Here is a 26,012-nt window from a genome sequence, read left to right on the forward strand (position 1 = left end):
TATTTTATTTTGTTAATTCATTAACGACTGCTTCAAACGCAGCAATTTTTTCAGAAGCTTCTGAACTACTTGTTGCTTTTGTTGCTAGATAGAATTTAATTTTTGGTTCTGTTCCTGATGGTCGGATAGCAATCCAACTGCCATCTTCTAAATGATATTTCAACACATCAGAAGGAGGCGTTTGTAATTGTTCTGTTTGACCATCTGCAAAAGTGCGTGTTAATTCTTTAAAATCTTCCGTTTGAGCAACTTGAATCCCGGCAAACTCAGTTGGCGCTTGTTCACGACATTTTGCCATTAAAGCTTTGATTTTACCGCTGCCTTCAATTCCGCTCATTGTTACGGAAATAGTTTTTTCTTCAAAGTAACCAAATTCTTCAAAGATATCTTGTAAGCCATCGTATAATGTTTTTCCTTGTTTTTTATAGAAAGCCGCTACTTCTGCTAATAAAACTAACGCTTGAATTGCATCTTTATCACGAACAAAAGGTTTCACTAAGTAACCATAACTTTCTTCAAAACCAAACATAAACGTTTGACTGTGGTCTTCTTCGTATTGTTGAATTTTTTCAGCAATAAATTTGAAACCTGTTAAAACATTAAACATCTTCGTATTATATTTCTCAGCAATCGCTGTAGCAAGTTCACTAGAAACGATTGATTTTAGAACCGCAGCATTTTGAGGCAACGTGCCTGCTTGTTGATGGGCTTCTAAAATATAATGAATCATAATTGAACCTAATTGATTTCCTGTTAATACTTGGTAGTCTCCGTTTGGCATCCGCACAGCAGCACCTAAACGATCAGCATCTGGATCTGTTGCAATCAATAAATCAGCGCCTTCTTTTTCCCCTAAACGAATCGCGTATTCGAAAGCTGAATGTTCTTCAGGGTTTGGTGACTTAACTGTAGTAAAGTCAGGATCAGCAACGGCTTGCTCAGGTACTAAAACAAATTTTTCAAAACCGGCTTGTTTTAATGCCTTTTCTCCTAACATTTTCCCAGTTCCATGTAAGGGAGTGTAAACTAATTTTAATTCTTTACCCATTTCGTTAATTAATTCTTGATTAATCGTAACTGTTTTAATTTCTTTCAAATACGCGTTATCGACTTCTTCACCAACAATGTTAATTAAACCGCTATGGGCAACTTCTTCATCTGATAAGACATCAATTTTCAAAGGATTTTCGATACTACGAACATATTTAGTTAATGCATCTGCATCAGCTGGCGGCATTTGACCACCGTCTTCACCATAGACTTTGTAGCCATTATAGGCAGCTGGATTGTGAGAAGCCGTAATCATGATTCCCGCAAAAGCTTTAAAGTAGCGGACCGCAAAAGATAATTCTGGTGTTGGTCGTAAGCTTTCAAACACAAAAGAAGGAATATCATGTTTAGCTAATGTTTTAGCTGCTTCCATTGCAAATTCTGGAGACATATGACGTGAATCATAGGCAATGGCTACACCGCGACGTTTCGTTTCAGGATCTTGCGTATCCATAAAACGTGCAAGTCCTTCTGTTGCTTGACGAACTGTAAAGATATTCATCCGATTAATACCGGCGCCTAAAATCCCGCGCATCCCGGCAGTCCCAAATTCTAATGGTGCGTAAAATGCATCTTCACATTTTTCAGGGTCTGTATTTAAGTCCTTTAATTCATTTTTTAAATTTTCTGGAATATTTTCTTCATTTAACCATTGTTGGTAAACTTGTTCCCAAGACATGGAAAACACCTCATTTGTTTTTTTGTTTTTACTTTTTAAGTATAGCATTGGATATTCGTTTAGAAAAGGGAAGTTGTAGCGTTTTCTCTCAGCAAATGATTTTTATAAGAAAAATCTTACTTACTGTTCTATTTTTGTTTGTCTATTTTCAGAAAGCTGTCGTGTAATCCGTACCATTCGCTCACAAAAAAGAGGCATTTCTTCTGGTGAAATTCGGGAACAGTTCAAGCGAATACTTCCACGTTTTTCACTAAAAGCTACACTTGGTGCTACCAAAACACCTTCTCGTAAAAACACTTGCCAATCTTCTGGCTTAAGTGCCCCTTGACGCCAATGTGCCCATAAATAAAAGCCTCCTTTTACTGGCGAAACTTCCCATTCTGACAACGATTTAAATACTTGATATACAGCTGTTGCTCGTTGTTCCACTTGTTTATTTAATAACGTAATTTTTTCAGAAAAAGAAGGATCTTCAATCGCCATTTTAGCGAGCATCTGCGGAAAAATACTCAACGATACATCCATCATTTTTCTGGCTTCTGCAATTTGTTTCGTCACGGAGGCGGGCGCACTTAACCAACCAATTTTCGTGGTCGAACCTAAAATTTTTGACAACGAACCGATATACAAGACATTATCTGGATCTAATTTTTTTAAAGGAGGAATTTCTGTTTTCGGGATAAAACTTAGCTGCCCAAAAACATCATCTTCTAAAATAGGAACTTGATACGTTTGACAGACTTTCACGAGCTGTTCTCTTTTTCTTAAAGGCATCACTGTCCCAGTCGGATTTTGAAAGGAAGGATTAACCATAACCATTTTGATGCGATGTTGTCGGATTGTTTGTTCTAGCGCTTCAAGATCAATCCCTTCCTCTGTCATGGGCACACCAAATAAGCGCACACCAGCAGCTTGGAAAATTGGTAAGGCATAGAAGAAAGATGGATCTTCTACGGCAACACTATCTCCTTGTCTCAATAAAACTTGTAAAACTAAAAAAAGTGCTTGTTGCGCACCTGAAGTAAGCAATAAACTTTCACTTGGTAAATGAAGCTGATATTCCGTTGCTGTAATGGCTTGGATTTCTTTTCTTAACGGCAAATAACCTAATTCATCTTGTGCTTCCTCTTTTAAAAATTGTTTCCAATTTAATGCTGGAAAATCGAAACTGGGAATTAAGTCTAACGGCAACTCACCTGTATACATATCTAAGTCAGTCGGCAAATTTTGTTTAGCACGTGACTCAATCTCTGCCACCAAGGGATGTACTTGTTTGAACACATTTTGTTCTAAATAACGATGCCAATCCGTTCGTGGCGTCATCATTACCCCCCATTTTCCTTCGTTGACAACCGTTCCGCTCCCTCTTTTTCGCACAATCCAGCCTAAGTCCACCAGTTCGTCTAATGCATGAACAACGGTTGAACGATTGACAGACAAGTACTCTGCCAGTTTACGTTCCGAAGGGATTTTTTCACCTGGTAATAATTCGCCTGTTTGAATCTTTTGAACAATCATTTCCATAATACTGCGATAAATGGGAACATTTTGTTCTTTTTTAAGTTGCCACATAGCAATCACCTCAACAATTGGATGAGTTAAAAGTAATCCAGTTCAATACTTTTGTCAATCGAAAATACAAGAAAAGTGAGACAGCCGTTTTGACGAATGTCCCACTTTTCTGTTTTACTATTAACAGGTTTGTCTCAATGTTTGTGTAAAAATGCTTGGATGGTGTTGTAAAAGATTCCTGCGAACATAAAGATTAACCAACTAAACCGCCAATCCCCTAAAACAAAACTAATAAATAGATAGAGTGCAACAACTAAGGGCCAATAAACGGATGCAATAATTGCACCGACAGGATTTCCCACAGGTCCTTCCTCTGTTTTTGTTTGTTGAGGGGCAAAATCAGGATGACCAACATGTTCTGAATAAAAATAAGTTTCATTCAACAATTTATTAAAACTTCCTTTAATTACTCCACCAAATATAAACAAGAAGACACCAACCGATACTAAAAAGAAGAGCCAACTAATCCCCATCGTTCCATTATAATATTGTCCGCCCATCATTTGATGCATGGAACGGCGCATCATCAGATGAAGGCCACTACTAAAGACAACAACTGGGATTAAACCCAAAATACAAAAAACGACGCCCGCTGCCATACAAAAAATAAATGATCGTTGAAAACTTTGTTCTCTTTGTGCAACTTCTTTTTTTAACTTAGTCGGAATCAATCGTTGCCCCAATTGTTTGTCCATTGCAACAAACCGATTACCAGCAACAATAAATAATGGAACGCCAATTGCCACACCTATGAAAAGACCAACTAAACCGAGACCGTTAGAAAGAACACCACGCATACCAACCAGCAAGCCAACACCCACCATGATTGCAACAACACCAAGACCAATTTGAATCGCACCTTTACGTTGGACAGCTAAATAGTCAAGTCCTTCCTCCACTGAAATTTCTGGCAAACCGTTCATTGAATCGTTTGTTTCATCCACTTGTTTATTTTCTAAATTCAATTCTTCCATTAATTCATCAATAGTACCAAATTCAGAAATAATTGTACCAATTGCTTCATTTTCCGATTTTCCTTGGCTGAGCAAATCTTCATAACGATCCTCAGCATTTGCTAATAAGTCCGCCTTTAATTGTTTTGTTTCAGATGTTTCAACAACGCCTGAAAATAAGCTATCAATAAATTCTTCTATAATTTTCATTTTCCCATCTCCTTTACAAATGCTTCGACGACGTCTTTTGTTACTTCCCATTCTAGTAACTTTTCCTCTAAATAACGCTCTCCTGCATGGGTTATTTGATAATAGGTCCGCTTTTTGCCATGCGTTACTTCTCCTGGAAATGATTCAATGTAGCCATTTTTCTCTAAACGTGTAAAAGCAGAATAAAGTGTCGTTTCTTTAATCGAATATTGTTCTTTAGAAATTTCACGAATGCGTTTAGAAATCGCATAACCATATGAAGCGCCGGATTGTAAGATTGAGAGAATAAAGGTATCGTTGTATCCTCGAATTGCATCACTACCAATCACATAAATTCCTCCCTCAAGTACTTCAACTATCGTACTACGTCTGTCGTTGTAATTATCTTAACACGATTACTACGATAGGTAAAGTAAAAAAAGCACGTAATGCAGAAATCATTTTAATTTCTACACTACGTGCTGTCTTCTTTTCAGTCTATAGTTGAATGTTAATCAGTCTATAGTTGAATGTTAAATGGTATCACCATTAAAAATAGAATTTTTTACAATCACATAATCAACTTTACGAATCGCTTCTAAATCGCGACCTCCCGCGTATGAAATGGAAGATTGTAAATCTTGTTGCATTTCGACTAAAGTATCTGCCAACTTCCCTTTATGGCGTAACCAGATTTTTTTGCCTTCAACGTTTTTCTTTTCGCCTTTTTGGAATTCAGAGGCGCTACCAAAGTATTCTTTGTAAACAACGCCATCTTCCACTTTTGTTTCACCTGGTGATTCTTCATGTCCAGCAAATAATGAACCAATCATGACCATAGTTGCCCCAAAACGCACAGATTTTGCAATGTCTCCATGGGTCCGAATCCCACCATCTGCAATAATTGGTTTCCGAGCAGCTTTGGCACACCAACGTAAAGCCGCTAGCTGCCAGCCACCTGTTCCAAAGCCAGTCTTAATTTTAGTAATACAAACTTTTCCTGGTCCAATCCCCACTTTGGTGGCATCGGCTCCAGCGTTTTCTAATTCGCGAACGGCTTCTGGTGTTCCAACATTGCCCGCAATAACGAACGTTTCTGGTAAAGATTTTTTCAAGTGTTGAATCATATTAATCACCGCATTTGAATGACCATGGGCGATATCAATTGTCACGTAGTCAGGAACTAAACCTTCTCGGGCTAACGTTTCAACAAAAGCGTATTCCCCTTCTTTCACACCCACACTAATTGACGTGATTAAGCCCTTTTGTTGCATTTTTTTAATAAATGGCACTCGCGCCTCTTCATCAAACCGATGCATGATATAAAAATAACCATTTTCAGCAAGGGTTTCCGCAATCGTTTCATCAATAATTGTTTGCATGTTCGCTGGAACGACAGGCATTTTAAACGAATGTTTTCCTAAAGTTACTGTAGTATCACATTCAGAACGACTATTCACGATACATTTATTGGGAATTAATTGGACATCTTCATAATCAAAAACTTTCATACTTACTGCCTCCTAGTTATTTACAAAAATAACGTAAAAACCGAACATTCGGTCATTTAACGTTCGTGTTTACAAACACCATTGTTAATTTACACTATTTACCGCCACTTGTCAAAGGCGTTTTAACGAAAATTAATCTTTTACCCTTCTTGAACGTTTGGTAAAATGGCCTGCAATAAAATAGCAACAATTGAGGCAGTTGCCACGGGTGAACTAAATAAATATTGTAAAAATTGTGGTAGAGTTTCCAAAAACTCTTTTGGTAACAATGTCAACGCTAACGTCATAATAATTGGAACGGCAATTACATACATCTCTTTTTCATGAATTGTTACATCACTCATAACTTTCATTCCACTTACAGAAATGATGCCACAAACAACCACAAAAACGCCGCCGATAACTGGTGCCGGAATGGCCGAAATCAAGGTGGAAAGTTTTCCAGATAAGCCAAATAAGACAAACCACGCACCTGCAGCCACAAAAACCTTGCGACTAGCAACTCCAGTGATTGAAATAATCCCAGCATTTGTAGAGTAACTAGTTACTGGCGTGCCGCCAATGAATGAAGAAACTAAGCAACCTAAGCCTTCACCAATTACGCCGCGATTAATTTTTTCTTCGGTCAAAGGTTCAGCGACAACATGACTCACAGCAAACCAAGTGCCTGTTGTTTCCGCCATTAAAACCAGATAAATAACTAACATCGTGGCAATGGCTGACCAATCAAATTGGAAAGAAAAGTTAACTAATGGTAACTGAGGCAAACTAAACCAAGCCGCTTCACTAACGGCTGATAAATCAAGTACCCCTAATAATTGTGCCGCGATGCTCCCAAATAATAATGCCAAAATAACAGAAGAAACGCGGAAAATCCGCCCTTTTTTCAAAGCAGAACCTAAGAGCGCAAAGAAGATCAACGTACCCGCTGCTATAAATGCTAATAAAATATTTTGTCCTAATTCCCCTTTTGCATGGTAAATATTATCCGATAAAGCGACTGGCATTAACGAAAGACCCACCACAAAAATAATTGTTCCTCCCACAATTGGTGGAACAAATTTAGTGATTAAACGATTAAAGATACCAGTAAATCCTAATATAATAACAACAATTGCCCCCACTAAACTAGCACCTAAAACTGCGCCCCAGCCATTTCCTTGTTGGTTATTGGCAAAATAAATTCCTGCAATTGCCCCGATTGGAATAAATGAAGGGCCTTGCGCAACTGGTAATCTCATACAAAAATGAGATTGAATAATCGTGGCAAGTCCTGCTGCTATGAATGTTGCTTGGATTAAAGAAGACGTTTGTGCTGTGCTAATCCCAATAATTGAAGCAATGATCACAGGTACGACGTACACGTCCATTGCTAAGACATGCTGAATCCCTAACATAGTGGCCTGCCCAAAAGATACTGAATCTTCTGGCCCCACTGTTAAATGAAGATTATTTTGTTTCTTTTCACTCATTTTTTATACTCCTTTAGTTGCTGACATTAAATTTTTATCATGTACTTTTTCACCTTGTACCCAGACTTCTCGAATATTTTCTGGTCGTGCTAAATATAAGATTTTTTGGAAAATATCAAGCAATGATTCCCCTGGATTTTTAGGGATTCGTGCTTGTGACAAGCTTGTATTAATAATTTGAACATCCCAAGCATACCCTTTTTCTAATTTTCCAATTGGCAAACTTAGCGCTTGACCACCACCAGCAGTAGCTAAATAAAACGCTTCATTTACTGTAATCCGTGCTGTTTTAACACCTCGTACTTCTGGTTTTTTTGTAGCATCCACGCCATCTTCTAACATTCTAGAAGAAATAACCGCTTGCTTTAAATTGTCAAAAAGACTTGGTGAAAAACCACCTGAAAGATCACTACCTAAACCAACTTCTACTTGATGTTGATGTACTAATTTTGCAATCGGTGTTACTGCATTACCAAAATAAGCATTTGAGATTGGGCAGTGCGCCACAGCCGTCCCTGTTTCATGGAATAAATTCATATCTGCTTCTTCTAAAAAGCCTGCATGTGCCATCACTGCTTTTTCTGTTAATAAACCAAAATCATTCAATGCTTGGGCATCATTTTTTCCAAAACGTTCTTGAACAAATTGATGTTCCCAATCACTCTCACTACAATGACTTTGAACATGGACTTGATATTTCGCTGCTAATTCTCCTAATCCTTTAAGTGCTTCTTCTGTACAACTAGGAATGAAACGCGGAGTTACAACGGGATATACGCCTTGTTTTGTTTGCTGCGCTAATGTTTGAATTTCTTGAATAAACCGTTCCGTTTCTTCTAATGCTTGTTGCGTTGTTTGATCACGATAGTACTCAGGATTCTCATTAAGATCATCCATTACAACTTTACCAATTAAGCCACGCTGCCCTTTTTCCGCACAAATCTCTGCCAAACGACGGCTAGCTTCATAATGAATGGTTGCAAAATAAAGGGCTGTTGTTGTCCCATTAGCTAACAATTGGGTTACCAGTTCATCATAGACTTGTTGGGCAAATGTTAAATCTGCAAATTTGGACTCCAAAGGAAACGTGTACGTATTCAGCCATTCATACAATGGAATATCCAAGGCGGTCCCAGATTGTGCCCACTGAGGTGCATGGACATGTAAATCAACAAAGCCGGGTAAAAGATAAGAATCTTGGGGCAATTCTTGAAAACGTTGTGCCTCTTTTTGTTCTGCTAGCACAGTTTCATACGCTTCAGCATCTGGTTCAATTATTTCCTGAATTACTCCGGCCTCATTTATACAAAAAAGTGTCTCTTCATAAACTTTAATCTCTTGCAAATTTTTACTAGAAAAACCTGTTCCTTTTATTACAAAATGAAACATTTAATACTCCTCCTTACTATCACATGAAGATTATACATAAACTTTCGCTTAATAACTATAAAAATGTGATTTTTTTTAAAAAAATACGTGTTAAAACAAGCAAAAACCGAACATTCTAAGAATGATTTATTTTTTCTTTGGATAAACAAGAAAACTTTCTATTCTTAAGATTCTTCGGTATACTTGAAGAGAATCGTTAGAACTTTAGGAGGTCCTGAGATGATACAGATCGAACAAATTAGAACAGGTGTTATTCAAGAAAACTGTTATCTTGTTTATAATGAAGAAGCATTATTAATTATTGATCCAGGTGCAGAAGGAGCAAAACTAATTCAAGAAATTACCCGTTTAGGGAAGAAACCAGCCGCTATTTTATTAACACATACTCACTATGATCATATTGGTGCGGTAGAAGAATTGCGCCATCATTATCAAATCCCTGTTTATGTTAGTCCATTAGAACAAGCGTGGCTTTCCAATCCTATTTTGAATCTTTCAGGATTAGGCAGACATGATGATATAGCAAATATTATTGTTCAACCCGCCGAACATGAATTTAAACTAACCGATTATGAAATTGGCGGCATGAAATTTTCCGTAGTCCCAACACCTGGTCATTCAATTGGTAGCGTCAGCTTTGTCTTTGATGATTTTGTTGTTGTTGGGGATGCATTGTTTAAAGGTAGTATTGGTCGTACCGATTTACACACTGGTGATATGCAACAATTATTACACAGCATTATGACCTATCTATTCACTTTACCAGAAGAATTTCCTGTTTATCCAGGCCATGGTGATGCCACAACCATTCAACATGAAAAAGCCACAAACCCATTTTTTAATTAGAGATTTATTCACTATTTAAAGAAACTTAGGAGGAGTAGCAATGACTGAAGCAACGACACTTTATATTATTCGTCACGGAAAAACGATGTTTAATACGATTGGCCGAACCCAAGGCTGGTCAGATACCCCCTTAACCAAACAAGGAGAAGAAGGCATTTATCATTTAGGCTTAGGTCTTAGAGACATAGACTTTAAGGAAGCTTATAGTAGTGATAGTGGTCGTGCCATGCAAACCGCTCAGATTATTTTACAAGAACATCAAAACCACCAAAAGATTCCTTACCTAACCGATAAACGGATTCGTGAGTGGTGTTTTGGTTCTTTAGATGGTGGCTATGATGGTGAACTTTGGGGTGTGGTGCCACGCATTTTAGCTTTTAAAAGTTATGAGGACATGATGACCACGAAGATTACCTATCGTGAGCTAGCAAATGCTATTATTGAAGCCGATACGGCTGACTGGGCGGAGCCTTATGAAGTTATCCGTGATCGTGTTTGGTCTGGTTTCGAAGATATCGCTCATCATCGAGAAAAAAATGGTGGCGGCAAAGTCATGGTGGTTTCCCATGGACTAACAATTTCCTTTTTACTTTCCTTAATTGATGCAAGTTTGCCTATGCAGATGGCGCTGGAGAATGGTAGCGTGACGACCTTAACTTACGAAAAAGGAACATTTACCATTCAAGGAATTAATGATAGTTCTTATATTGAAAAGGGAAAAAAGATTGCTGAAAAGCGCCGTTTATTGTAAAAAAAAGAGAAGATTATCTGTCATTTTGACAGATAATCTTCTCTTTTTGTTTATTCTTTTAAACGTTCTACATTTTTTCTTGAGATTTGAATTTTTTCTAAGGTTTCCTTATAGTTTTTTGCTGCATAAGCAAAAAATAAAACATCGACTACATACAATTGTGCCACCAAGGAAACAGTAGCCGCACTTCTCAATGGCACGTCTTCCCCACTAGAGGTTTGGAGGACGATATCACTTTTTTCACCAATCACTGATTTTTCATCTTGTGTGATACTAATAATAGGAATCCCTTGCTGCTTCGCTAAATCAGCTAAAGTACTTGCTTCTTTATTCGTTCCAGAATTAGAAATAACAATAAAAACACTAGGCTTTTCTGTTGAGCCTAACATGGAAGCAAATAAATGATGATCCAATGTTGTAAATACCGTTCGGCCTAATCGCGTAAACTTTTGATAAATATCTTGAGCAACCAACGAAGAGGCACCTAATCCATAGACAAAAATTACTTCTGTTTTTTCCAACAAATCAACGGCTTCATTCACTGCGACATCCTCTAATGTCTGACCGCTTCGCTCAACCACATGAACAAAGCGCGCTTGTAACTTTTGTTTAATATCAGCTGTTGATTCCCCTTTAGTAACTTCAGTGTACATTTGCTGCTTCATTTGGCCAAGATTTGCAGATAATAAAAGTTTCAACTCTGTGAAGCCATTCACATCCATAGAATGACAAAAGCGAATAATTGCCGCTGGACTTGATCCTGCTTGTTTCGCTAGCTCTTGCGCATTCATTGAAATAACTGTTTCTGTATTTTTTAAAATATATTCTGCGATTTTTCGTTCTGATTTTGGTAATTGTTGTAGACGATCTTGGATAGATAAGACAATATTTTGTTGCATAAACACCCCTCCTGATACACCATTTCCTACGCAATTAAATTTTAACAAAGAAAAAGGGAGAAGCCAAGTTCTCCTTTTTTCTATTTATTATTTAGTTGTTTGCATATCTTTAGGAATCCCAAAGAATAACGTTGCTACAAAACCACCTGCGTAAGCAGCCAATAAACCTAATACATATGCAAGCCATTGGTTGTTGGCAATTAATGGAATTAAAGCCACCCCACTTGGTCCAATAGCAATCGCACCAACATTACCGAAGGCCCCAATCACCGCACCACCAATACCACCGCCGATACAAGCAGTAATGAATGGACGTCCTAATGGTAAAGTAACTCCGTAGATTAATGGTTCACCAATACCTAAAATCCCAACTGGCAAGGCACCTTTAATCATTTCAACTAATTTTTTATCTGATTTACAACGAATCCATAATGCTAAAGCTGCACCGACTTGTCCCGCACCAGCCATGGCCAGAATTGGTAATAACAAAGTCATCCCTGTTTGATTAATCATTTCAATGTGGATTGGCGTCAAAATTTGATGTAAACCAAACATTACCATTGGCAAGAAGGTTAAACCAAGAGTAAAGCCAGCAACCATGCCACCTTTTTCTAAGACAACATTGATAATACCAACTAAGCCATTAGAAATAGCTCCGGCTACAGGCATGATTAAGAAAATAGTTGCTAAGCCAATCACTAAAAGTGAAATGGTTGGCGTTACGATAATATCAATTGATTCTGGGACAATTTTATGCAATTGTTTTTCTAACAATGATAATAACCATACGGCAAAAATAACACCGATAATTCCGCCTTGTCCTGCAGATAATGTTCCCCCAGTGAAAATATTACTGATTGGAGCATCCGGATTCATTCCTGTCAACATTGTGACTGCCCCAATAACACCACCCAACGCTGGCGTTGCACCAAAAACGCTGGCGCTGTTAATCCCAGTGTAAAGAGCTAAATAAGCAAAAATCCCATTTTTAATGATATTTAAGACATCGATATATTGTTGCCATGAAGCTGAAATATCACCAGCAACAACTAAGTTAGACATAACAGCTGCAATCCCGCCAATAATACCAGCCCCAACAAAGGCAGGAATCATCGGAACAAAGATACTAGAAATAGCTTTTAATACTTTTTTAAATGGTGAAGTGTTATTTTGTTTCGCTTTTTGTTGTGCTTTCATTTGAGCGGCTTTTTCTTCTACTAAATCTTTTCCAGATTTGCCTGCTGAAGCATCAGTTGAGGTGTCATGATTAAATGGTTCTCCCAATTTGACACCTGCTTGATCTACCATTTCTTGTGCAACCTTGTTAACAGTCCCTGGACCAACAACTACTTGTAACGTATCATCTTCTACGACGCCCATAACGCCATCAATTTTTTTCAATCCTTCAATATCCACTTTGTCATAATCGCGGATATCCATACGAACACGAGTCATACAATGAATGACTTTGTCCACGTTTTCTTGACCACCAACTTCTTTATAAATCCCATCAGCAATGCGTTTAATTCTTTCTTCTGCCATGTTAAAACACCCTCCTAATTCCTTAATTTAATGTATTCTTGATAAATTGATTCCCGTCAATTAATTTTTGTGTTGCTTCTTCTTTAGTACTATCAGTTAAAATCATTACAATTGCTAACTTCACATTTTCTTCTGCCTCTACAAATTTTAGTTCGGCAACTTCATAACTACAACCCGTTGCTTCCATAATAATCCGTTTGGAACGCTCCACTAATTTTTCATTGGTTGGTTTTACATCAACCATTAAGTTATTGTAGACTTTCCCAATACCAATCATGGAAATAGTTGATAACATATTTAAAATTAATTTTTGAGCTGTCCCAGATTTCAAGCGAGTCGAACCTGTTAAAAATTCAGGTCCTGCATCTACTTCAATCGGCATTTGCGCATATTTACTAATTTCGGCATTTTTATTACATGCCACAGTTGCGGTAGCTGCTCCCACCGTTGTAGCATATTCTAAACCGCCAATTACATAAGGCGTACGACCACTGGCTGCAATCCCAACAACAATGTCATTTGCTGATAATTTTAGATCAACTAAATCTTGACGACCTAGTTCTTTTGAATCTTCGGCACCCTCTACTGCGACAGTCATTGCTTTTTGACCACCAGCGATGAGGCCTTGAACCATCTCTGGCTCGACGCCAAAAGTTGGTACGCATTCGGCTGCATCTAAGACACCTAACCGACCACTCGTACCAGCGCCCATGTAGATCAAGCGGCCGCCTTGATTGAAACTTTTGATGATGGCTTCTACCACTGGTTCAATGGCTGCTAATTCTTGACCCACTGCTATTGCAACTTTTTGGTCTTCTTGATTCATTTTTTGTAAAGCTTCTTTGACACTCATCTCATCTAAGCCCATTGTATTTTCATTTCTACGTTCAGTTGTTAAGTTTTCTAAATTCATTTTCTATCGTTCCTTCCGTGACTAGCGTAAATTGATTGCCTGCCTTGATTAACGGCAATATCGTTTGATCTTTTTCAATAATTCGTGTAATCGTATTGACTTTTTCATCTTTCGGCAAGTCCACCAGTGTGACTTGAATTTCTCCCATATAGCGACCATATTTTTCATTATCAATCGTTACGGTTCCCACTGGACGGGCTTCAGTCTGCTCTGACTCAATCGTTGCAATTTCATCTTTTCTGAACATTTCACTCGTTCTTGATAATTCACTTCGCAAAACATCTCTTGCAGCATCTAAACGATTGGTATGAGTCCCAAGTATTCGCTTCAAATAGAGGCTCTTGCTAGGTGCTACTTCTAACAGAAATTGATTGGTTTGGTGATAATAACCAAATTGAGCCATGGTTCGCTCACTAATTGTAGGATCACCAATATAAACAGCATCGACATAAGGATCAGCCATCAAACCAACGGCAGCGGCGAAAGGATTTTGCCCCCGATGTTTTTCTAATGTTGGTAAACCAGCAAAAATTGGGCCTCTTGTTTGCCCATCTCCTGGCACAAAAGTAAAAACTTGTAAGCCTAATTCTTTAAGCCAGCGGTTCTTTTCATTAAAAAATGTTGTTCCAATGCCGGTTTCAGGTCTTGGATAATAATTATGCCAAGCTTCTAAGCGAGAAAAGTCCGCTTGGTGAGCCTTTAACTCAGCCACTTCTTCCAGTGTAATGGTACTAGCATTCAATCCTATATCAATCTTATGTGAAGCATGAGCCATTTGTTCTATCGTAATGCCGTAGTCCATCCGAAGGCCAGTTACGCCCAACTCGATTAAAGGCTCTAATTCATCGAAAGAAAAACCCGCTCTTTTTAACGCTTCACCTGAAATATCTACCATAATTTTCATTTTTTCTGCCTTAGCAATTGCCCCTAAATCAGTCAAGCGTTGGCGATAAAGAGAAGTATCATCTTCTGGAATGTGTAAAGAAGTGAAAATACCATCAAATCCAAGCGCTTTCATCTTTTTGATATAAATAATTGTATCGTTTGTAATCTCTTCACCAAGAAAAACTGAAATACCATACATCTTTTTAGCTCCTCTCTAATACGCTTTCATTATAACTTGTTTGAAATAAAATTTCAACTATTTTTCTAAATATTTTTTAATTCCAAAATAAAATTTTATTTATGTTCAAAAAAAACAGATATTCCTTTATAGAAATATCTGTCTAATGCATTAATTGGCTGTGGCAGAGCCAACTGGTGTACCAGCTGTAACCACGCCAGTTTTCTCTAACGAAAATTGTGCTACTTTATCCATGTTGGTAATGATGACAACCATTTCAGTTCCTTTACCAGCTGCTTTAATTGCCTCTAAATCAGCAATTGCGACCACCGTATCTGCAGTCACTTGGTCGCCTTCTTTCACTTTAATAGTGAACGGTGCCCCGTTTAACTCTACCGTATCGATACCCATGTGTAATAAAATTTCAAGACCGTTTGTCATTTTTAAACCAATGGCATGTTTTGTTTGGAAAACGCTTAAAACTTCTCCTTCAATAGGTGCATAAATTTCACCATTTTCTGGAACTACTGCGTAGCCATCTCCCATCATTTTTTGTGAAAAAACAGGATCATTCACTTCACTAATTGGGATAACGGTTCCATTGGCAACGGCATACATTGTATTATTTTCGACAACTTCATTCTTTTTCTTCAAAAATCCAAACATTTCTCTTCCCCCATTTTTTAAAGTATCACTAGTATAGAAAAAAGTTTCATGAATTACAAGTGGCACCTTTGTATAATTCTAAAATTTATTTTAAAATAAGAATTTGCATTGGCATTTACTTTGTCAGCGGGTATACTTATACTTGATGTATTTTGCATTTATTTCAGAAAGGAATGGTGACATGCTTTTTGCTAACCTATGGAAAGCAATTATTCTTGGTATTATCGAAGGAATTACCGAGTGGCTTCCAATTAGTAGTACCGGACATTTAATTTTAGTGGATGAGTTTATTAAACTCGATCTAAGTAAAGATTTTATGGAAATGTTCAACGTCGTTATCCAATTGGGAGCGATTATGGCGGTTGTTATTTTATACTTCCACAAATTGAATCCTTTCTCACCAAAGAAAAATGGCGAAGAGAAAAAAGATACTTGGATTCTTTGGTCTAAAGTCTTAGTCGCTTGTTTACCAGCGGCAGTTATTGGTCTAAAATTTGATGATTATTTAGATGCACATTTTTATAACTTTTTAACAGTATCGATTATGTTAATTGTTTATGGGATTGCTTTTATTATCATTGAAAAACGAAATAAAAATGTTGCACCGAAGTGTACTAATCTAAAAGACTTCACTTATAAAGCCGCTTTAATCGTTGGTGCTTTCCAAGTACTGGCATTAATTCCAGGAACTTCACGTTCAGGAGCGACCATTTTAGGGGCAATCTTAATTGGGGCCTCACGTTTTGTTGCAACAGAGTTTTCATTTTTCTTAGGAATTCCAGTAATGTTTGGAGCAAGTTTTTTAAAAATCTTTAAATTCTTGGCCAAAGGAAATACGTTTGGATTAGAAGAAATCATTATTTTATTAACTGGCTCTATTGTTGCCTTCGTTGTTTCCATCATTGCGATTAAATTCTTATTGAATTACTTGAAGAAAAACGATTTTACAGTTTTCGGTTGGTATCGCGTAATTTTAGGTGCGATTTTAATTGGCTACTGGTTATTCTCATAAAAATAAAACCGTTGCTTTCAACAGTGAAAGCAACGGTTTTATTTTTTTAAATCGCCAAACGTTATTCGCTCAATCCCCTGTTCTTCAAACCACTGACGAACACAAGGATCACAAATCGTTGCTAATTCTTTACAGCGTAAAGTGGTATAAGAAGAATTGTCTAACACAAATTGATCCAAATACCCAACATCAAAATGCATCTCAGCAATTGCCGATTCCGGCATCCGTAATAAACCAAAGTCATCTTTTAAAAAATTCTCCACTGATACGCCTTCGTGAATATAAGATAACGCCCCAGACTCTAACAAATGTGTCACCTGGAAATAACCTTGTTGCGGTGGATATTCTTTTTCCCCACTATATTTCAGGGTTGTATGAAGTCCGTACTCTTCTGCTAATTCTAAAAATACTTGATCAACCACTTCATCCCCAATCGAGTGGCAATCAAAATGTTCAGGATAATGTCCAGTTAGTTCCTTAAAGCGCGTCAATTGCGCAATCGTTTCAAGTCGTACTTCTTCATATACGAAGGTTACTTGCTTTTGTTGACGATAATAAGAAGAGCGATGAAAATTGCCTTGTTCATCTACCAGTGAAGGAATCATACATGGGTCTGCACAAGGTTTCCCTAATAAAAAATTCGTATGCTGACCTACAAATAAGCCTGGATAATTTTTTGCTAACGCAACGGCGTGTTCTGCTGTTGGTAAATTGGGCATCAAAAGTGTCGACGTCGTTAAACCATCGACATAACTTTTGATAATGCCATGATTAATCGCTTCTGACATCCCAAAATCATCAGCATCAATAATTACTTTAACCAACAGCTCCCCCTCTTTTCTTTACGTATTTTTGATGACAATTCCGACAATAATATTAACAGCTGATTCACAATCATTAATCGTGCGCTCAAGCTGATCATAAACATCTTTCCACTTGATAACTTTTAATAAATCTTTTTCGTTAGTCATCAAATCTTTCATGGCGCTACTGTATAATTTATCGCCTTGAGATTCAATCGTATTCACTTCATCAATCAATGAAACTAACGTTTTGGAATTCTTAAATTTTGCAAATTCCTTCGTTGCTGATTTAACGCCTTCTGTCGCTTTAACAATATAAGCAGTTAATTCTAGCGCGGGCGCAATCATTTCTTCGACAACTAAATGATCAAGTAAATAAGACAAACTATTAATGCTATCGATAATGTTATCTAAGTGATCCGTAATATCGACAATATCTTCTCGATCAATCGGCGTAATAAAGGAAATATAGAGTTCATTTAAAATTTTGCGAACAATTTCATCATTCTCTTTTTCCAATTGATGAATCACTTCTGATTTTTTTACTAAGTTTTCTAATGAATAATTGTCTACAATTTCTTGCAAAACCTTTGCCGCTTCATAAGCATTTGTTGCTAACTGGTTTAATTCTCCAAAATAATCAAATTGTTTTTTACGTGCCATGTTTTTCTCTCCTTAAAAAATTGCAATAAATAATTTTGACATCACATAAGCGATCAGCCCACATCCTGGGAAAGTTAAAATCCATGCTATCAGCATTTCTTTCACGATACGCCAGTCAACACTTGAGATTCGCTTAGAAGCACCTACTCCCATAATCGCTGTTGTTTTTGTATGAGTAGTTGAAACTGGAATCCCAAAAGCCGATGCTAAAAATAAACAAATAGCCGTGCTTAAATCTGCAGTGAAGCCTTGATAGCGTTCAAGTTTTACCATATCCATCCCGACTGATTTAATGATTCTCATGCCGCCCACAGAAGTTCCAATGCCCATTGTAATGGAACACAGAACCATAACCCATAACGGAATCACAAAACCGCCACCTGTTTTTTCGACTAAATTATTATAAAAAAGCACTAACATGAACACGCCCATAAATTTTTGCCCATCTTGCGCACCATGTAAAAAAGCATTAGCTCCTGCACCAAAGGCTTGTCCAACTGTAAAAAATTTGTTGGCTTTTCTTCTAGGCACAGCCGAGAAAGCTTTCACAACAAGTTTGGCAATCAAATAACCGCCGCCAAAGCCCATAACGGTAGAAACAACTAGACCAACAAGCACTTTGATCCATTCCGAGCCATTGACTGCACCCAAACCACCTAATGCCATTGCCGAACCAGTCAAGCCGGCAATTAACGCATGGCTTTCACTTGTGGGAATACCAAAATACCACGCAGCAACTGCCCAAACCACAATTGAAAAAAGCGAAGCAGCCAAAGCCACCTGTGAAGCGTTTCCATTTGCGTCAAAACTAACAATGTTGCTAATCGTTTCAGCTACTTGGGCATTAAAAAAGGTCATGACTAATGCACCTAAAAAGTTCATCACAACAGCCATCCAAATTGCGACATTCGGTTTTAACACCCGAGTCGAGACAGCGGTTGCAATTGCGTTCGGCGCATCCGTCCAACCGTTAACAAAAATTACACCCATTACCAAAGTAATCGTTACCAATAATGCAATACTCACAAAGACACCACCATTTTTCATTTATCTATTTTATCATAGCATGTTTTAAAAAAAATGTATGCTTTTTTCTTAAGGCTCTGGCAAATTTTCTTATTTTTTTCTTGAAATTGTCTGTTAAGGAAAAAAACTTGTCGTCTTTTATTGCAATGGAACAATGGATTAGGTATAATGATTACTGTTGAATTACATTGGCTGACCAGTGTAAAACCTAAATCATCGGAGGTGAAACAAATGCCAAATATCGAATCTGCAATCAAACGCGTACGTACAAGTGCTAATGCGAATGCGAAAAATTCATCTCAAACAAACGCAATGCGTACAGCAATCAAGAAATTTGAAGAAGCTGTAGCTGCTGGAGCTGATAACGTCGATGCTTTATACAACGAAGCTGTTAAAGCTGTTGATATGGCTGCAACTAAAGGTTTAATCCATAAAAACAAAGCTAACCGCGATAAAATTCGTTTAAGCAAATTAGCTAAATAATGTGAGATAGAAGTTAGCATTCATGTTAGCTTCTTTTTTCATCAAAAAATGTCCAAGTCTGTTTTCACAAAGACTCGGACATTTTTTTATAAAGGTGAATCAATCCACGGTAAATCTGTTGTGAGATGTTGACTAAATAATTTAGTCTCTTCTCGCAAAGCTAAACGTTGTTGTCTTCTCGTTTCATAATTGGAACAAATCAACTTTTCTTCTGCAGTTTCTGGGACGACTGCCGCTAATTGGAAGTCACTTTCGGGATTCATATGAGACGGAATGGCTACAAAAGTTGTAAAACAAGTCGCCGCTAAATAACGCTCTCCAGTTGTTAAATCTTCTCCTACAACTTTAACAAATACTTCCATCGATTTATGATGCACACCAGAAACAAACGTTTCAACACACACTGAGTGATTTTCTTTTAAAGGTTTTAAAAAATTCAAGTTATCTAAAGATGCTGTAACTGCCCCTCTCCGACAATGTCGTGAAACGGAAATGGATGCGGCGTCATCAATTAAAGACATTAATTTCCCACCAAATAGTGCACCAAAGGGATTTAAATCAAAGGGAAATACACGATGTGTTTGAATCACTCGTGATTCTCGACAAAATTTTTCTTTCGTCATTAACGATTCCTCTACTTTCATTTATAAACTTTTCCACGCTTTACTTTAGCTTACTTTACCATTTGATGCAATCCTTACTTTTTAGGAAACATTTAAAAAATAACAAATTTGCAAGTCCCATTTATTCATTTTTAGGAAAGTTGCTGTATAATAATAACGGTTAAAGAACTTTTAAGGAGATGGATACACATGAAAATTGCAATTGCTGGTGCCGGCGCTATGGGCAGCCGTTTAGGAATTATGTTGCATCAAGGCGGAAATGATGTAACTTTAATCGATCAATGGCCCGCGCACATTGAAGCCATTCGTGAACATGGTTTAATCGCTGATTTTAATGGAGAAGAAGTTGTCGCAAAACTACCAATCTTCTCACCAGAAGAAATTGACCATCAAAATGAACAAGTAGATTTAATTATTGCTTTAACCAAAGCACAACAATTAGATGCAATGTTTAAAGCGATTCAACCAATGATTACTGAAAAAACGTATGTACTATGTTTATTAAATGGCTTAGGTCATGAAGATGTACTAGAAAAATATGTACCAAAAGAAAACATCTTGGTTGGCATTACCATGTGGACAGCTGGTTTAGAAGGACCGGGACGTGTTAAACTTTTAGGTGATGGCGAAATTGAATTAGAAAATATTGATCCTTCTGGTAAAGAATTTGCTTTAGAAGTCGTTGATGTCTTCCAACAAGCTGGTTTAAATCCAAGCTATAGTAGCAATGTTCGCTACTCTATTTGGCGGAAAGCCTGTGTCAATGGCACGCTAAATGGTTTGTGTACAATCCTTGATTGTAATATTGCCGAATTTGGTGCATTACCTGTTAGTGAATCCCTTGTTAAAACATTAATCAGTGAATTTGCAGCAGTCGCAGAAAAAGAAGCCATTCATTTAGATCAAGCAGAAGTCTATACACATATTGCTCAAACTTATGATCCAAACGGTATTGGCTTGCACTATCCGTCTATGTATCAAGATTTAATTAAAAATCATCGTCTCACAGAAATTGATTACATTAATGGTGCCGTTTGGCGCAAAGGACAAAAATACAACGTAGCAACACCTTTCTGTGCCATGTTGACACAGCTTGTTCACGGAAAAGAAGAACTATTAGGAGCTAAATAATAAGAAAGTGCCAGAGACAATCGTTGTATGACGATTGCCTCTGGCATTTTCTTATTTTGCTTGTGCAGTCAATTTTAAAATAAATAATTGGAATAGTAATTCTTTATCCATTTGTCCTGTTTTCATGCGGTAATCATTTTCAACTAATTCATCATAAAGTCTTTCTAATCGAGACAATTCAAATCGTCGGACTTGTTGTAACGCTAACTTGACTCGATAAGGATGAACCTTTAATGTATCAGCGATATTCGCTTGTTGATAGCCCATCTTAGCCAAAATTTTTGTTTGCAGAAAAAGGCGAATCTGATTCAATAAGATTGCATTTAACTTAATGGTTTCTTCTCCTTGTAAAAGTAAATCTTCATACAATTGAACAGCTTTTTCACTGTTTCCAGAAAGTACTTCGTTGGTTAAGTCAAAAACATTATGTTCCAAAGACTTAGGGACTAATTCTTGAACCGCACCTCGTGTAATTGTCTTCGTCTCAAGGGCATATAAATACAGCTTCTGTAATTCTCCCATAATTTTTGATAAGTTCAAGTCTGTCAATTGAAGTAATAAATCAAAAGCATCGGAGCGAATAGTGTACCCTTCGCTCTCAATCGTTTGAGAAATGTACTGACGAATAGCCTTTTCATCCATTGGATTGACATCAACTACTGTGGCATTTTTTTTCAATGCTTTGGTAATTTTTTTTCGTTCATCTAATTTTTCATAAGAGGCCATAAAAACAAGAACAGTTGTTGGTGATGGACTTTCCAAATAATTCAATAAAAGATTGACATCATGTTCCACACCGTTTGTTTTTCTTTCGGCAGTTAAAAAGTAAGGATTTTCCACAAAGACAAGGCGATAATCACCAAAAAACGGAATTGTTTCCGCTTCAGCAATCGCTGCACTTAAAGGTGTTTCCTCCATATCAAATGAGAAAAAGTTAAATTGATCATCCTCTTCCGTCAACAATTCTTTCATCAATGTTGTTTTAAATAATTCAGTTAAATAAAGTTCTGTTCCTATTAATAAATACACTGGAGCGATTTTTTGCTCTCGCACTTCTTTCAAAGCTTTTTGTAACTCCATTGGCTCGCTCCTTTTCTCGTTTCTCTTGTTTATCCTATCATGTTACTTCTGGAAATACTAGTCTTGTTCTTTAACAAATTTGGCTTTAGAAAGCCCTTGCCAAGGTAACCATTGATAATAAATCATTCCTTGAAGATCAGTCCGATAATAATTTATTTTTTGCTCCTCCAGCGTCGCTAATGTCTCCTGATGAGGATGTTTAAAACGATTATTCAGCCCAGCTGAAATCAATGCTTCTCGCGGATTAAGCTGTTCGATAAATCTTTTAGTAGACGACGTTTTACTGCCATGATGACCGACTTTCAAGATGTCGATTTTCAACTGGGGATAGCGAGCCAACACTTGTTCTTCTCCTTCGGCTTCCAAGTCACCAGTAAATAAAAAATGCCGTCCACCTAATTGTGTGGAAAACACTATCGAGTCATTATTGCCCCCAATACTGCTCTTATTTGGTGATAAAATTTGAAAAGAAATGGGCCCATTAATTCGCTTGGGCGCTAAAATTGGCCGACAGTCTGTTCCGCTTTTTTGTAGTTGTTTCAAGACTTGGCGAAACGAAAAATTGGCTTCAGCTGCTCCTTTAGGGAAATAAAGAACAGAAATTGGAACCTTCTGCGCAATGGCTAATAAATCGCCAAAATGGTCTTCATGTGCGTGTGTGATGATCACTTCATCTAAACGTTTGACTCCTTGACTTTTGAGAAAAGGAATCACTGAATATTCCGCTCCTGATCGACTATTTTTCCGTTGCCGCCAAGCTTCTTTGTCAAAAGACAACCGACCACCTGTATCGATCAGTGTATTTTTTCTGTGAAAAGGCGCTTGGATAAACAAACTATCCCCTTGGCCTACATCGATCATTGCAACAATGCCAATTGGCGAAAGGTATTTACTATTTATCAAAACAATTAGTAGTCCGATTGAGAAAAAAATTTTTTTAGACTTGTCTGCTAAATAAATCATTGAAAGTCCGATTAGTAATAACAAACTAATTTGTATCCAAGAATTTAAATAGCCGATGGTCAGCTTCGGATTTAAGTGAACTAGCACCCACTCAAATAAGCCATTCATTGTTAAAAATAGTGGTTCGAGCAAGGCTGCTAAATAACGTGCTGGCATAATAATCACTAGAAAAAAGCTCAACGTCAAAAGCGGTAACAAGAACCGTTCAAAAATTGGTAACAAGAGAAATGTTAAGAAACTTCCTAACAAGGGCCATTCATAAAATGATTGGACTAAAATAGGTAAGGAAGCCACAGCCAATAGGAAAGAGCCTAAACAATTTTTAATGAAAGGCGAAGAATAACCAACCAATGTTTGCTCTAAAAACAGCAGAACAAAGGAAAGTAAATAACTAAATTGACCGCCGACTGAAAAAAAGAGGGTTGGCTGAACAATCAAGTGCACTAAGAGAGTTAAACTCCAACAATCGAGGGCCGGAACCTGCCAATTAAACCGTCGATTGAACGTATTGAGGTTTGTTTGTAAAAGCGCCCGCATGACACTGACTGAGAATCCTGTTAAACCAGCATATATCAGAGAAAAACCGCATTGCCACAAAAAATAACTTTCTTGCGTTCGACGAGCGATTCTTAGCATCAGCAAGCGAAATAGACGAATGAAAAAAGAAACATGCATCCCTGACAAACTAAAAAGATGCAAAATGCCTAATGCTGAAAATTTATCGCTTATTTCAGCAAATTCTTCATTACGAAAACCTAAGAGCAACGCATTCATATACATTGCACTAGTCTCAGCAAAATTTTTCTGAATATGTACCATCGCCCACTTCCGCCAGCCGCTAATGATTTCTTTAAACCGCCAAGAAAAAAAGGAACGCGGTTGTCCTATCTCCTCAATGAATAAAATAGCTTCGATTCCTTGATTCTTTAAAAATAGTTGATAATTGAAGCCATTTTTGTTGGTTTGACCTTGGGGCGAGTCTAAAATACCTACAGCGGTTGCCTGAATGGTTGTGGTTAGTTGTTGCCATTGCTGTTTTTCTTTCACACTTTTTAATTGATAAAATACCATCACTTTCTGCCTTTTGCCTTTTACGATCCAATTGGCAGGAAATTTTACTTGATCACCATCGACTTGTATTTCATCTGGCAATATCGTTAGCTGTCCTGACAAGCGGACTTCTTTAGGCAACAAAGAGACTGGCTTTAACCACTGGAAAATCAATATGCCCCCTACTATTAAAAAACTGCACAAAAAACCTCCCAATATAACAGGAAAACTTTTTGTACAGACAATACGGATAACAGTGATAGAAAAAAGAAGAGCTCCTAATAGGCTAGGTGCGAAAAAACACCACAGCCCACAACTAGTCAGCAGAGCTATGAAGAACCAATTATTCCTCAGCTGAGGAAGGATTGTCCTCAAGTGTGGCAAATTCTTCTCCCCATTGTAATTCGGCAAAATATTTTGGTACTAAAGTCACTTTTTCAACCGTGGCTCCTACTTGTTCAATTAAATTTAGGGCGTACGCATCATTACGGTAATCCTTTAAATAATAAATCTTTTTAATCCCTGCTTGTAAAATCATCTTTGTACATTGCAGGCAAGGGAAATGTGTCACATAAATTTCTGCCCCTTCTGTAGGGACGCCAAACTTCGCACATTGTAAAATTGCATTCATTTCTGCGTGGATTGTTCGAACGCAATGATTATCAACAACATAACATCCTTCATCAATACAATGCGTTCCGCCACTGACTGAACCATTATAACCTCCTGCAATAATTCGTTTGTCGCGAACAATGGTTGCTCCGACAGTTAACCGTGTGCAAGTACTTCTTAATGATAATAAGACGCTTTGTCCCATAAAATATTGGTCCCATGGAATTCGTTCCATAATAAACCTCCTTTATTTTTAATGACTCCTGTGTTCGATTTGCCAAATCATTTAATCTTATTACAAATAGTATGTTATCCGCATCCCATAGTCAAGAATTCTCAGGAATTTTCTGTTAAAAGTTAGCCAGTCACTGTCAACATGTCTTTTAAACGTTCTACTGTTTTCTCTCCAATACCGGGAACATTTTTCAGTTCCTCGACGGTTTTAAACGGTCCTTGTTCGTCACGAAAACGAATAATCTCTTGTGCTTTTTTCGCACCGATTCCTGAAATCGTTTGTAGCTCTGCTTCTGTTGCCGTATTAAGGTTGATCTTTTCCTCCTGATTTTGCTGAGCAGATGCTGATTCCTGCAGCGTTTCTAATGACTGTGCCACTGGTTCTCCTTTTTTGGGCACGTAAATAATCATTTGATCTTTTACTTTTTGAGCGTAATTGACCTGGGCAGTATCAGCTTCCTCGCTCACGCCTCCAGCTAAAGCTAAAGCATCCCAAATCCGCTGCTGATTTTTTAGTTGGTAGATTCCTGGTACTTTCACTGCGCCTTTAATATCAACATAGATCATTGTTTCTGCCCTTTCTTTTGTGGCCTCTGTGGTGGCCTCTGCCGTAGTGGTCAGACTTGTCTCCTCCCACATTGTGGTGTCTACTCGTGGCTCCTTATTAACCATCAAATAAATACCCACTAATAGAGTTATCAAAATAACTATAGACGCGCCACTACCTAGCAATAGCCACTTTTTGGGTAACTGTTTCAACCAATCCATCGTTTGTCCTCCCTTCAAAATATAATTACGCATTTTTTAACAAAAAAAATGCGCCTGGACCAAAAATCA

Annotated in this window: 25 protein-coding genes; 5 read left to right on the forward strand and 20 right to left on the reverse strand. The window is 37.5% G+C overall.

Annotated elements, in window-relative coordinates:
- Positions 1-4: 4 nt before the first annotated feature.
- The 7 genes from IGL93_RS09375 to guaD form a co-directional block, all read right to left on the reverse strand.
- Entirely contained in the window at positions 5-1,729 is a 1,725-nt protein-coding gene (locus IGL93_RS09375; RefSeq protein ID WP_002356727.1) for a phospho-sugar mutase, read from the reverse strand.
- 120 nt (positions 1,730-1,849) lie between these two features.
- Positions 1,850-3,301, reverse strand: a complete 1,452-nt coding sequence (locus IGL93_RS09380) for a PLP-dependent aminotransferase family protein (protein ID WP_010776003.1) — start codon at positions 3,299-3,301, stop codon at positions 1,850-1,852.
- Positions 3,302-3,435: 134 nt separating this feature from the next.
- Positions 3,436-4,464 (reverse strand): permease prefix domain 1-containing protein, encoded by a 1,029-nt coding sequence (locus IGL93_RS09385; RefSeq protein WP_010776004.1) that lies wholly within the window; start codon positions 4,462-4,464, stop codon positions 3,436-3,438.
- Positions 4,461-4,793 (reverse strand): PadR family transcriptional regulator, encoded by a 333-nt coding sequence (locus IGL93_RS09390; protein ID WP_002356722.1) that lies wholly within the window; start codon positions 4,791-4,793, stop codon positions 4,461-4,463. The genes IGL93_RS09385 and IGL93_RS09390 overlap by 4 nt, the downstream gene beginning before the upstream one ends.
- Positions 4,794-4,976: 183 nt before the next feature.
- Positions 4,977-5,954, reverse strand: a complete 978-nt coding sequence (gene guaC, locus IGL93_RS09395; RefSeq protein ID WP_002356720.1) for a GMP reductase — start codon at positions 5,952-5,954, stop codon at positions 4,977-4,979.
- 140 nt (positions 5,955-6,094) lie between these two features.
- On the reverse strand, positions 6,095-7,426 hold the full coding sequence (locus IGL93_RS09400) for a nucleobase:cation symporter-2 family protein (RefSeq protein WP_002359736.1): 1,332 nt from the start codon (positions 7,424-7,426) through the stop codon (positions 6,095-6,097).
- A 3-nt stretch (positions 7,427-7,429) separates the two neighbouring features.
- Entirely contained in the window at positions 7,430-8,815 is a 1,386-nt protein-coding gene (guaD, locus tag IGL93_RS09405; protein ID WP_010776005.1) for a guanine deaminase, read from the reverse strand.
- A gap of 219 nt (positions 8,816-9,034) precedes the next feature.
- Here guaD and IGL93_RS09410 point away from each other — a divergent pair, with 219 nt between their 5' ends.
- Together IGL93_RS09410 and IGL93_RS09415 are read left to right on the forward strand one after the other, a co-directional pair.
- Positions 9,035-9,661, forward strand: a complete 627-nt coding sequence (locus IGL93_RS09410; RefSeq protein WP_010776006.1) for an MBL fold metallo-hydrolase — start codon at positions 9,035-9,037, stop codon at positions 9,659-9,661.
- A 40-nt stretch (positions 9,662-9,701) separates the two neighbouring features.
- Positions 9,702-10,412 carry a histidine phosphatase family protein gene (locus tag IGL93_RS09415; RefSeq protein WP_002388317.1) on the forward strand — a complete coding sequence of 237 codons (711 nt, stop codon included), beginning with the start codon at positions 9,702-9,704 and terminating at the stop codon, positions 10,410-10,412.
- Between the two features lie 50 nt (positions 10,413-10,462).
- Here the strand turns inward: IGL93_RS09415 and IGL93_RS09420 are convergent, their stop codons facing one another.
- The 5 genes from IGL93_RS09420 to IGL93_RS09440 form a co-directional block, all read right to left on the reverse strand.
- Entirely contained in the window at positions 10,463-11,311 is an 849-nt protein-coding gene (locus IGL93_RS09420) for a MurR/RpiR family transcriptional regulator (RefSeq protein ID WP_002382748.1), read from the reverse strand.
- Between the two features lie 87 nt (positions 11,312-11,398).
- A complete protein-coding gene (locus IGL93_RS09425; RefSeq protein WP_010776007.1) occupies positions 11,399-12,853 on the reverse strand; it encodes a PTS transporter subunit EIIC in 1,455 nt (484 codons plus the stop codon).
- Between the two features lie 22 nt (positions 12,854-12,875).
- The gene (murQ, locus tag IGL93_RS09430) at positions 12,876-13,766 is read right to left on the reverse strand and encodes an N-acetylmuramic acid 6-phosphate etherase (RefSeq protein WP_002381571.1); all 891 of its coding nucleotides are present in this window, start codon (positions 13,764-13,766) and stop codon (positions 12,876-12,878) included.
- The gene (locus IGL93_RS09435; protein ID WP_002384220.1) at positions 13,741-14,850 is read right to left on the reverse strand and encodes a DUF871 domain-containing protein; all 1,110 of its coding nucleotides are present in this window, start codon (positions 14,848-14,850) and stop codon (positions 13,741-13,743) included. The genes murQ and IGL93_RS09435 overlap by 26 nt, the downstream gene beginning before the upstream one ends.
- A 150-nt stretch (positions 14,851-15,000) precedes the next feature.
- On the reverse strand, positions 15,001-15,561 hold the full coding sequence (locus tag IGL93_RS09440; protein WP_002380597.1) for a PTS sugar transporter subunit IIA: 561 nt from the start codon (positions 15,559-15,561) through the stop codon (positions 15,001-15,003).
- Positions 15,562-15,676: 115 nt separating this feature from the next.
- Between IGL93_RS09440 and IGL93_RS09445 the strand changes: the two genes are divergently transcribed.
- A complete protein-coding gene (locus tag IGL93_RS09445; protein ID WP_010776008.1) occupies positions 15,677-16,507 on the forward strand; it encodes an undecaprenyl-diphosphate phosphatase in 831 nt (276 codons plus the stop codon).
- A 38-nt stretch (positions 16,508-16,545) separates the two neighbouring features.
- Here the strand turns inward: IGL93_RS09445 and IGL93_RS09450 are convergent, their stop codons facing one another.
- From IGL93_RS09450 to IGL93_RS09460, 3 genes are read right to left on the reverse strand one after another with little or no spacing between them, the layout of a single operon-like run.
- Positions 16,546-17,331 carry a ChbG/HpnK family deacetylase gene (locus IGL93_RS09450; protein WP_010713209.1) on the reverse strand — a complete coding sequence of 262 codons (786 nt, stop codon included), beginning with the start codon at positions 17,329-17,331 and terminating at the stop codon, positions 16,546-16,548.
- A gap of 18 nt (positions 17,332-17,349) precedes the next feature.
- Positions 17,350-17,973: a DUF47 domain-containing protein gene (locus IGL93_RS09455; protein WP_002400859.1), complete on the reverse strand. Its 624-nt coding sequence runs from the start codon at positions 17,971-17,973 to the stop codon at positions 17,350-17,352.
- A gap of 12 nt (positions 17,974-17,985) precedes the next feature.
- Positions 17,986-19,020 (reverse strand): inorganic phosphate transporter, encoded by a 1,035-nt coding sequence (locus tag IGL93_RS09460; RefSeq protein WP_002356704.1) that lies wholly within the window; start codon positions 19,018-19,020, stop codon positions 17,986-17,988.
- A 210-nt stretch (positions 19,021-19,230) separates the two neighbouring features.
- On the opposite strand from IGL93_RS09460, the gene rpsT reads away from it, so the two are divergent.
- The gene (rpsT, locus tag IGL93_RS09465) at positions 19,231-19,482 is read left to right on the forward strand and encodes a 30S ribosomal protein S20 (RefSeq protein WP_002356703.1); all 252 of its coding nucleotides are present in this window, start codon (positions 19,231-19,233) and stop codon (positions 19,480-19,482) included.
- Between the two features lie 86 nt (positions 19,483-19,568).
- Here the strand turns inward: rpsT and IGL93_RS09470 are convergent, their stop codons facing one another.
- Positions 19,569-20,126, reverse strand: a complete 558-nt coding sequence (locus IGL93_RS09470) for an acyl-CoA thioesterase (protein ID WP_002382741.1) — start codon at positions 20,124-20,126, stop codon at positions 19,569-19,571.
- 168 nt (positions 20,127-20,294) lie between these two features.
- Between IGL93_RS09470 and IGL93_RS09475 the strand changes: the two genes are divergently transcribed.
- Positions 20,295-21,236 carry a 2-dehydropantoate 2-reductase gene (locus tag IGL93_RS09475; RefSeq protein WP_002382740.1) on the forward strand — a complete coding sequence of 314 codons (942 nt, stop codon included), beginning with the start codon at positions 20,295-20,297 and terminating at the stop codon, positions 21,234-21,236.
- Between the two features lie 51 nt (positions 21,237-21,287).
- Here IGL93_RS09475 and holA read toward each other — a convergent pair whose 3' ends face one another.
- The 4 genes from holA to IGL93_RS09495 all read right to left on the reverse strand — a co-directional run bounded on the left by holA (position 21,288) and on the right by IGL93_RS09495 (position 25,976).
- On the reverse strand, positions 21,288-22,316 hold the full coding sequence (gene holA, locus IGL93_RS09480; RefSeq protein ID WP_002362655.1) for a DNA polymerase III subunit delta: 1,029 nt from the start codon (positions 22,314-22,316) through the stop codon (positions 21,288-21,290).
- Positions 22,317-22,373: 57 nt separating this feature from the next.
- Positions 22,374-24,638 (reverse strand): DNA internalization-related competence protein ComEC/Rec2, encoded by a 2,265-nt coding sequence (locus IGL93_RS09485; RefSeq protein WP_164978833.1) that lies wholly within the window; start codon positions 24,636-24,638, stop codon positions 22,374-22,376.
- 34 nt (positions 24,639-24,672) lie between these two features.
- Positions 24,673-25,176, reverse strand: coding sequence for a ComE operon protein 2 (locus IGL93_RS09490; RefSeq protein ID WP_002356697.1), 504 nt, complete (start codon positions 25,174-25,176; stop codon positions 24,673-24,675).
- A 122-nt stretch (positions 25,177-25,298) separates the two neighbouring features.
- Entirely contained in the window at positions 25,299-25,976 is a 678-nt protein-coding gene (locus IGL93_RS09495; RefSeq protein ID WP_025192009.1) for a helix-hairpin-helix domain-containing protein, read from the reverse strand.
- Positions 25,977-26,012: the final 36 nt, after the last annotated feature.

Source organism: Enterococcus sp. DIV1328a (assembly GCF_050536905.1).
GTDB lineage: Bacteria > Bacillota > Bacilli > Lactobacillales > Enterococcaceae > Enterococcus > Enterococcus faecalis.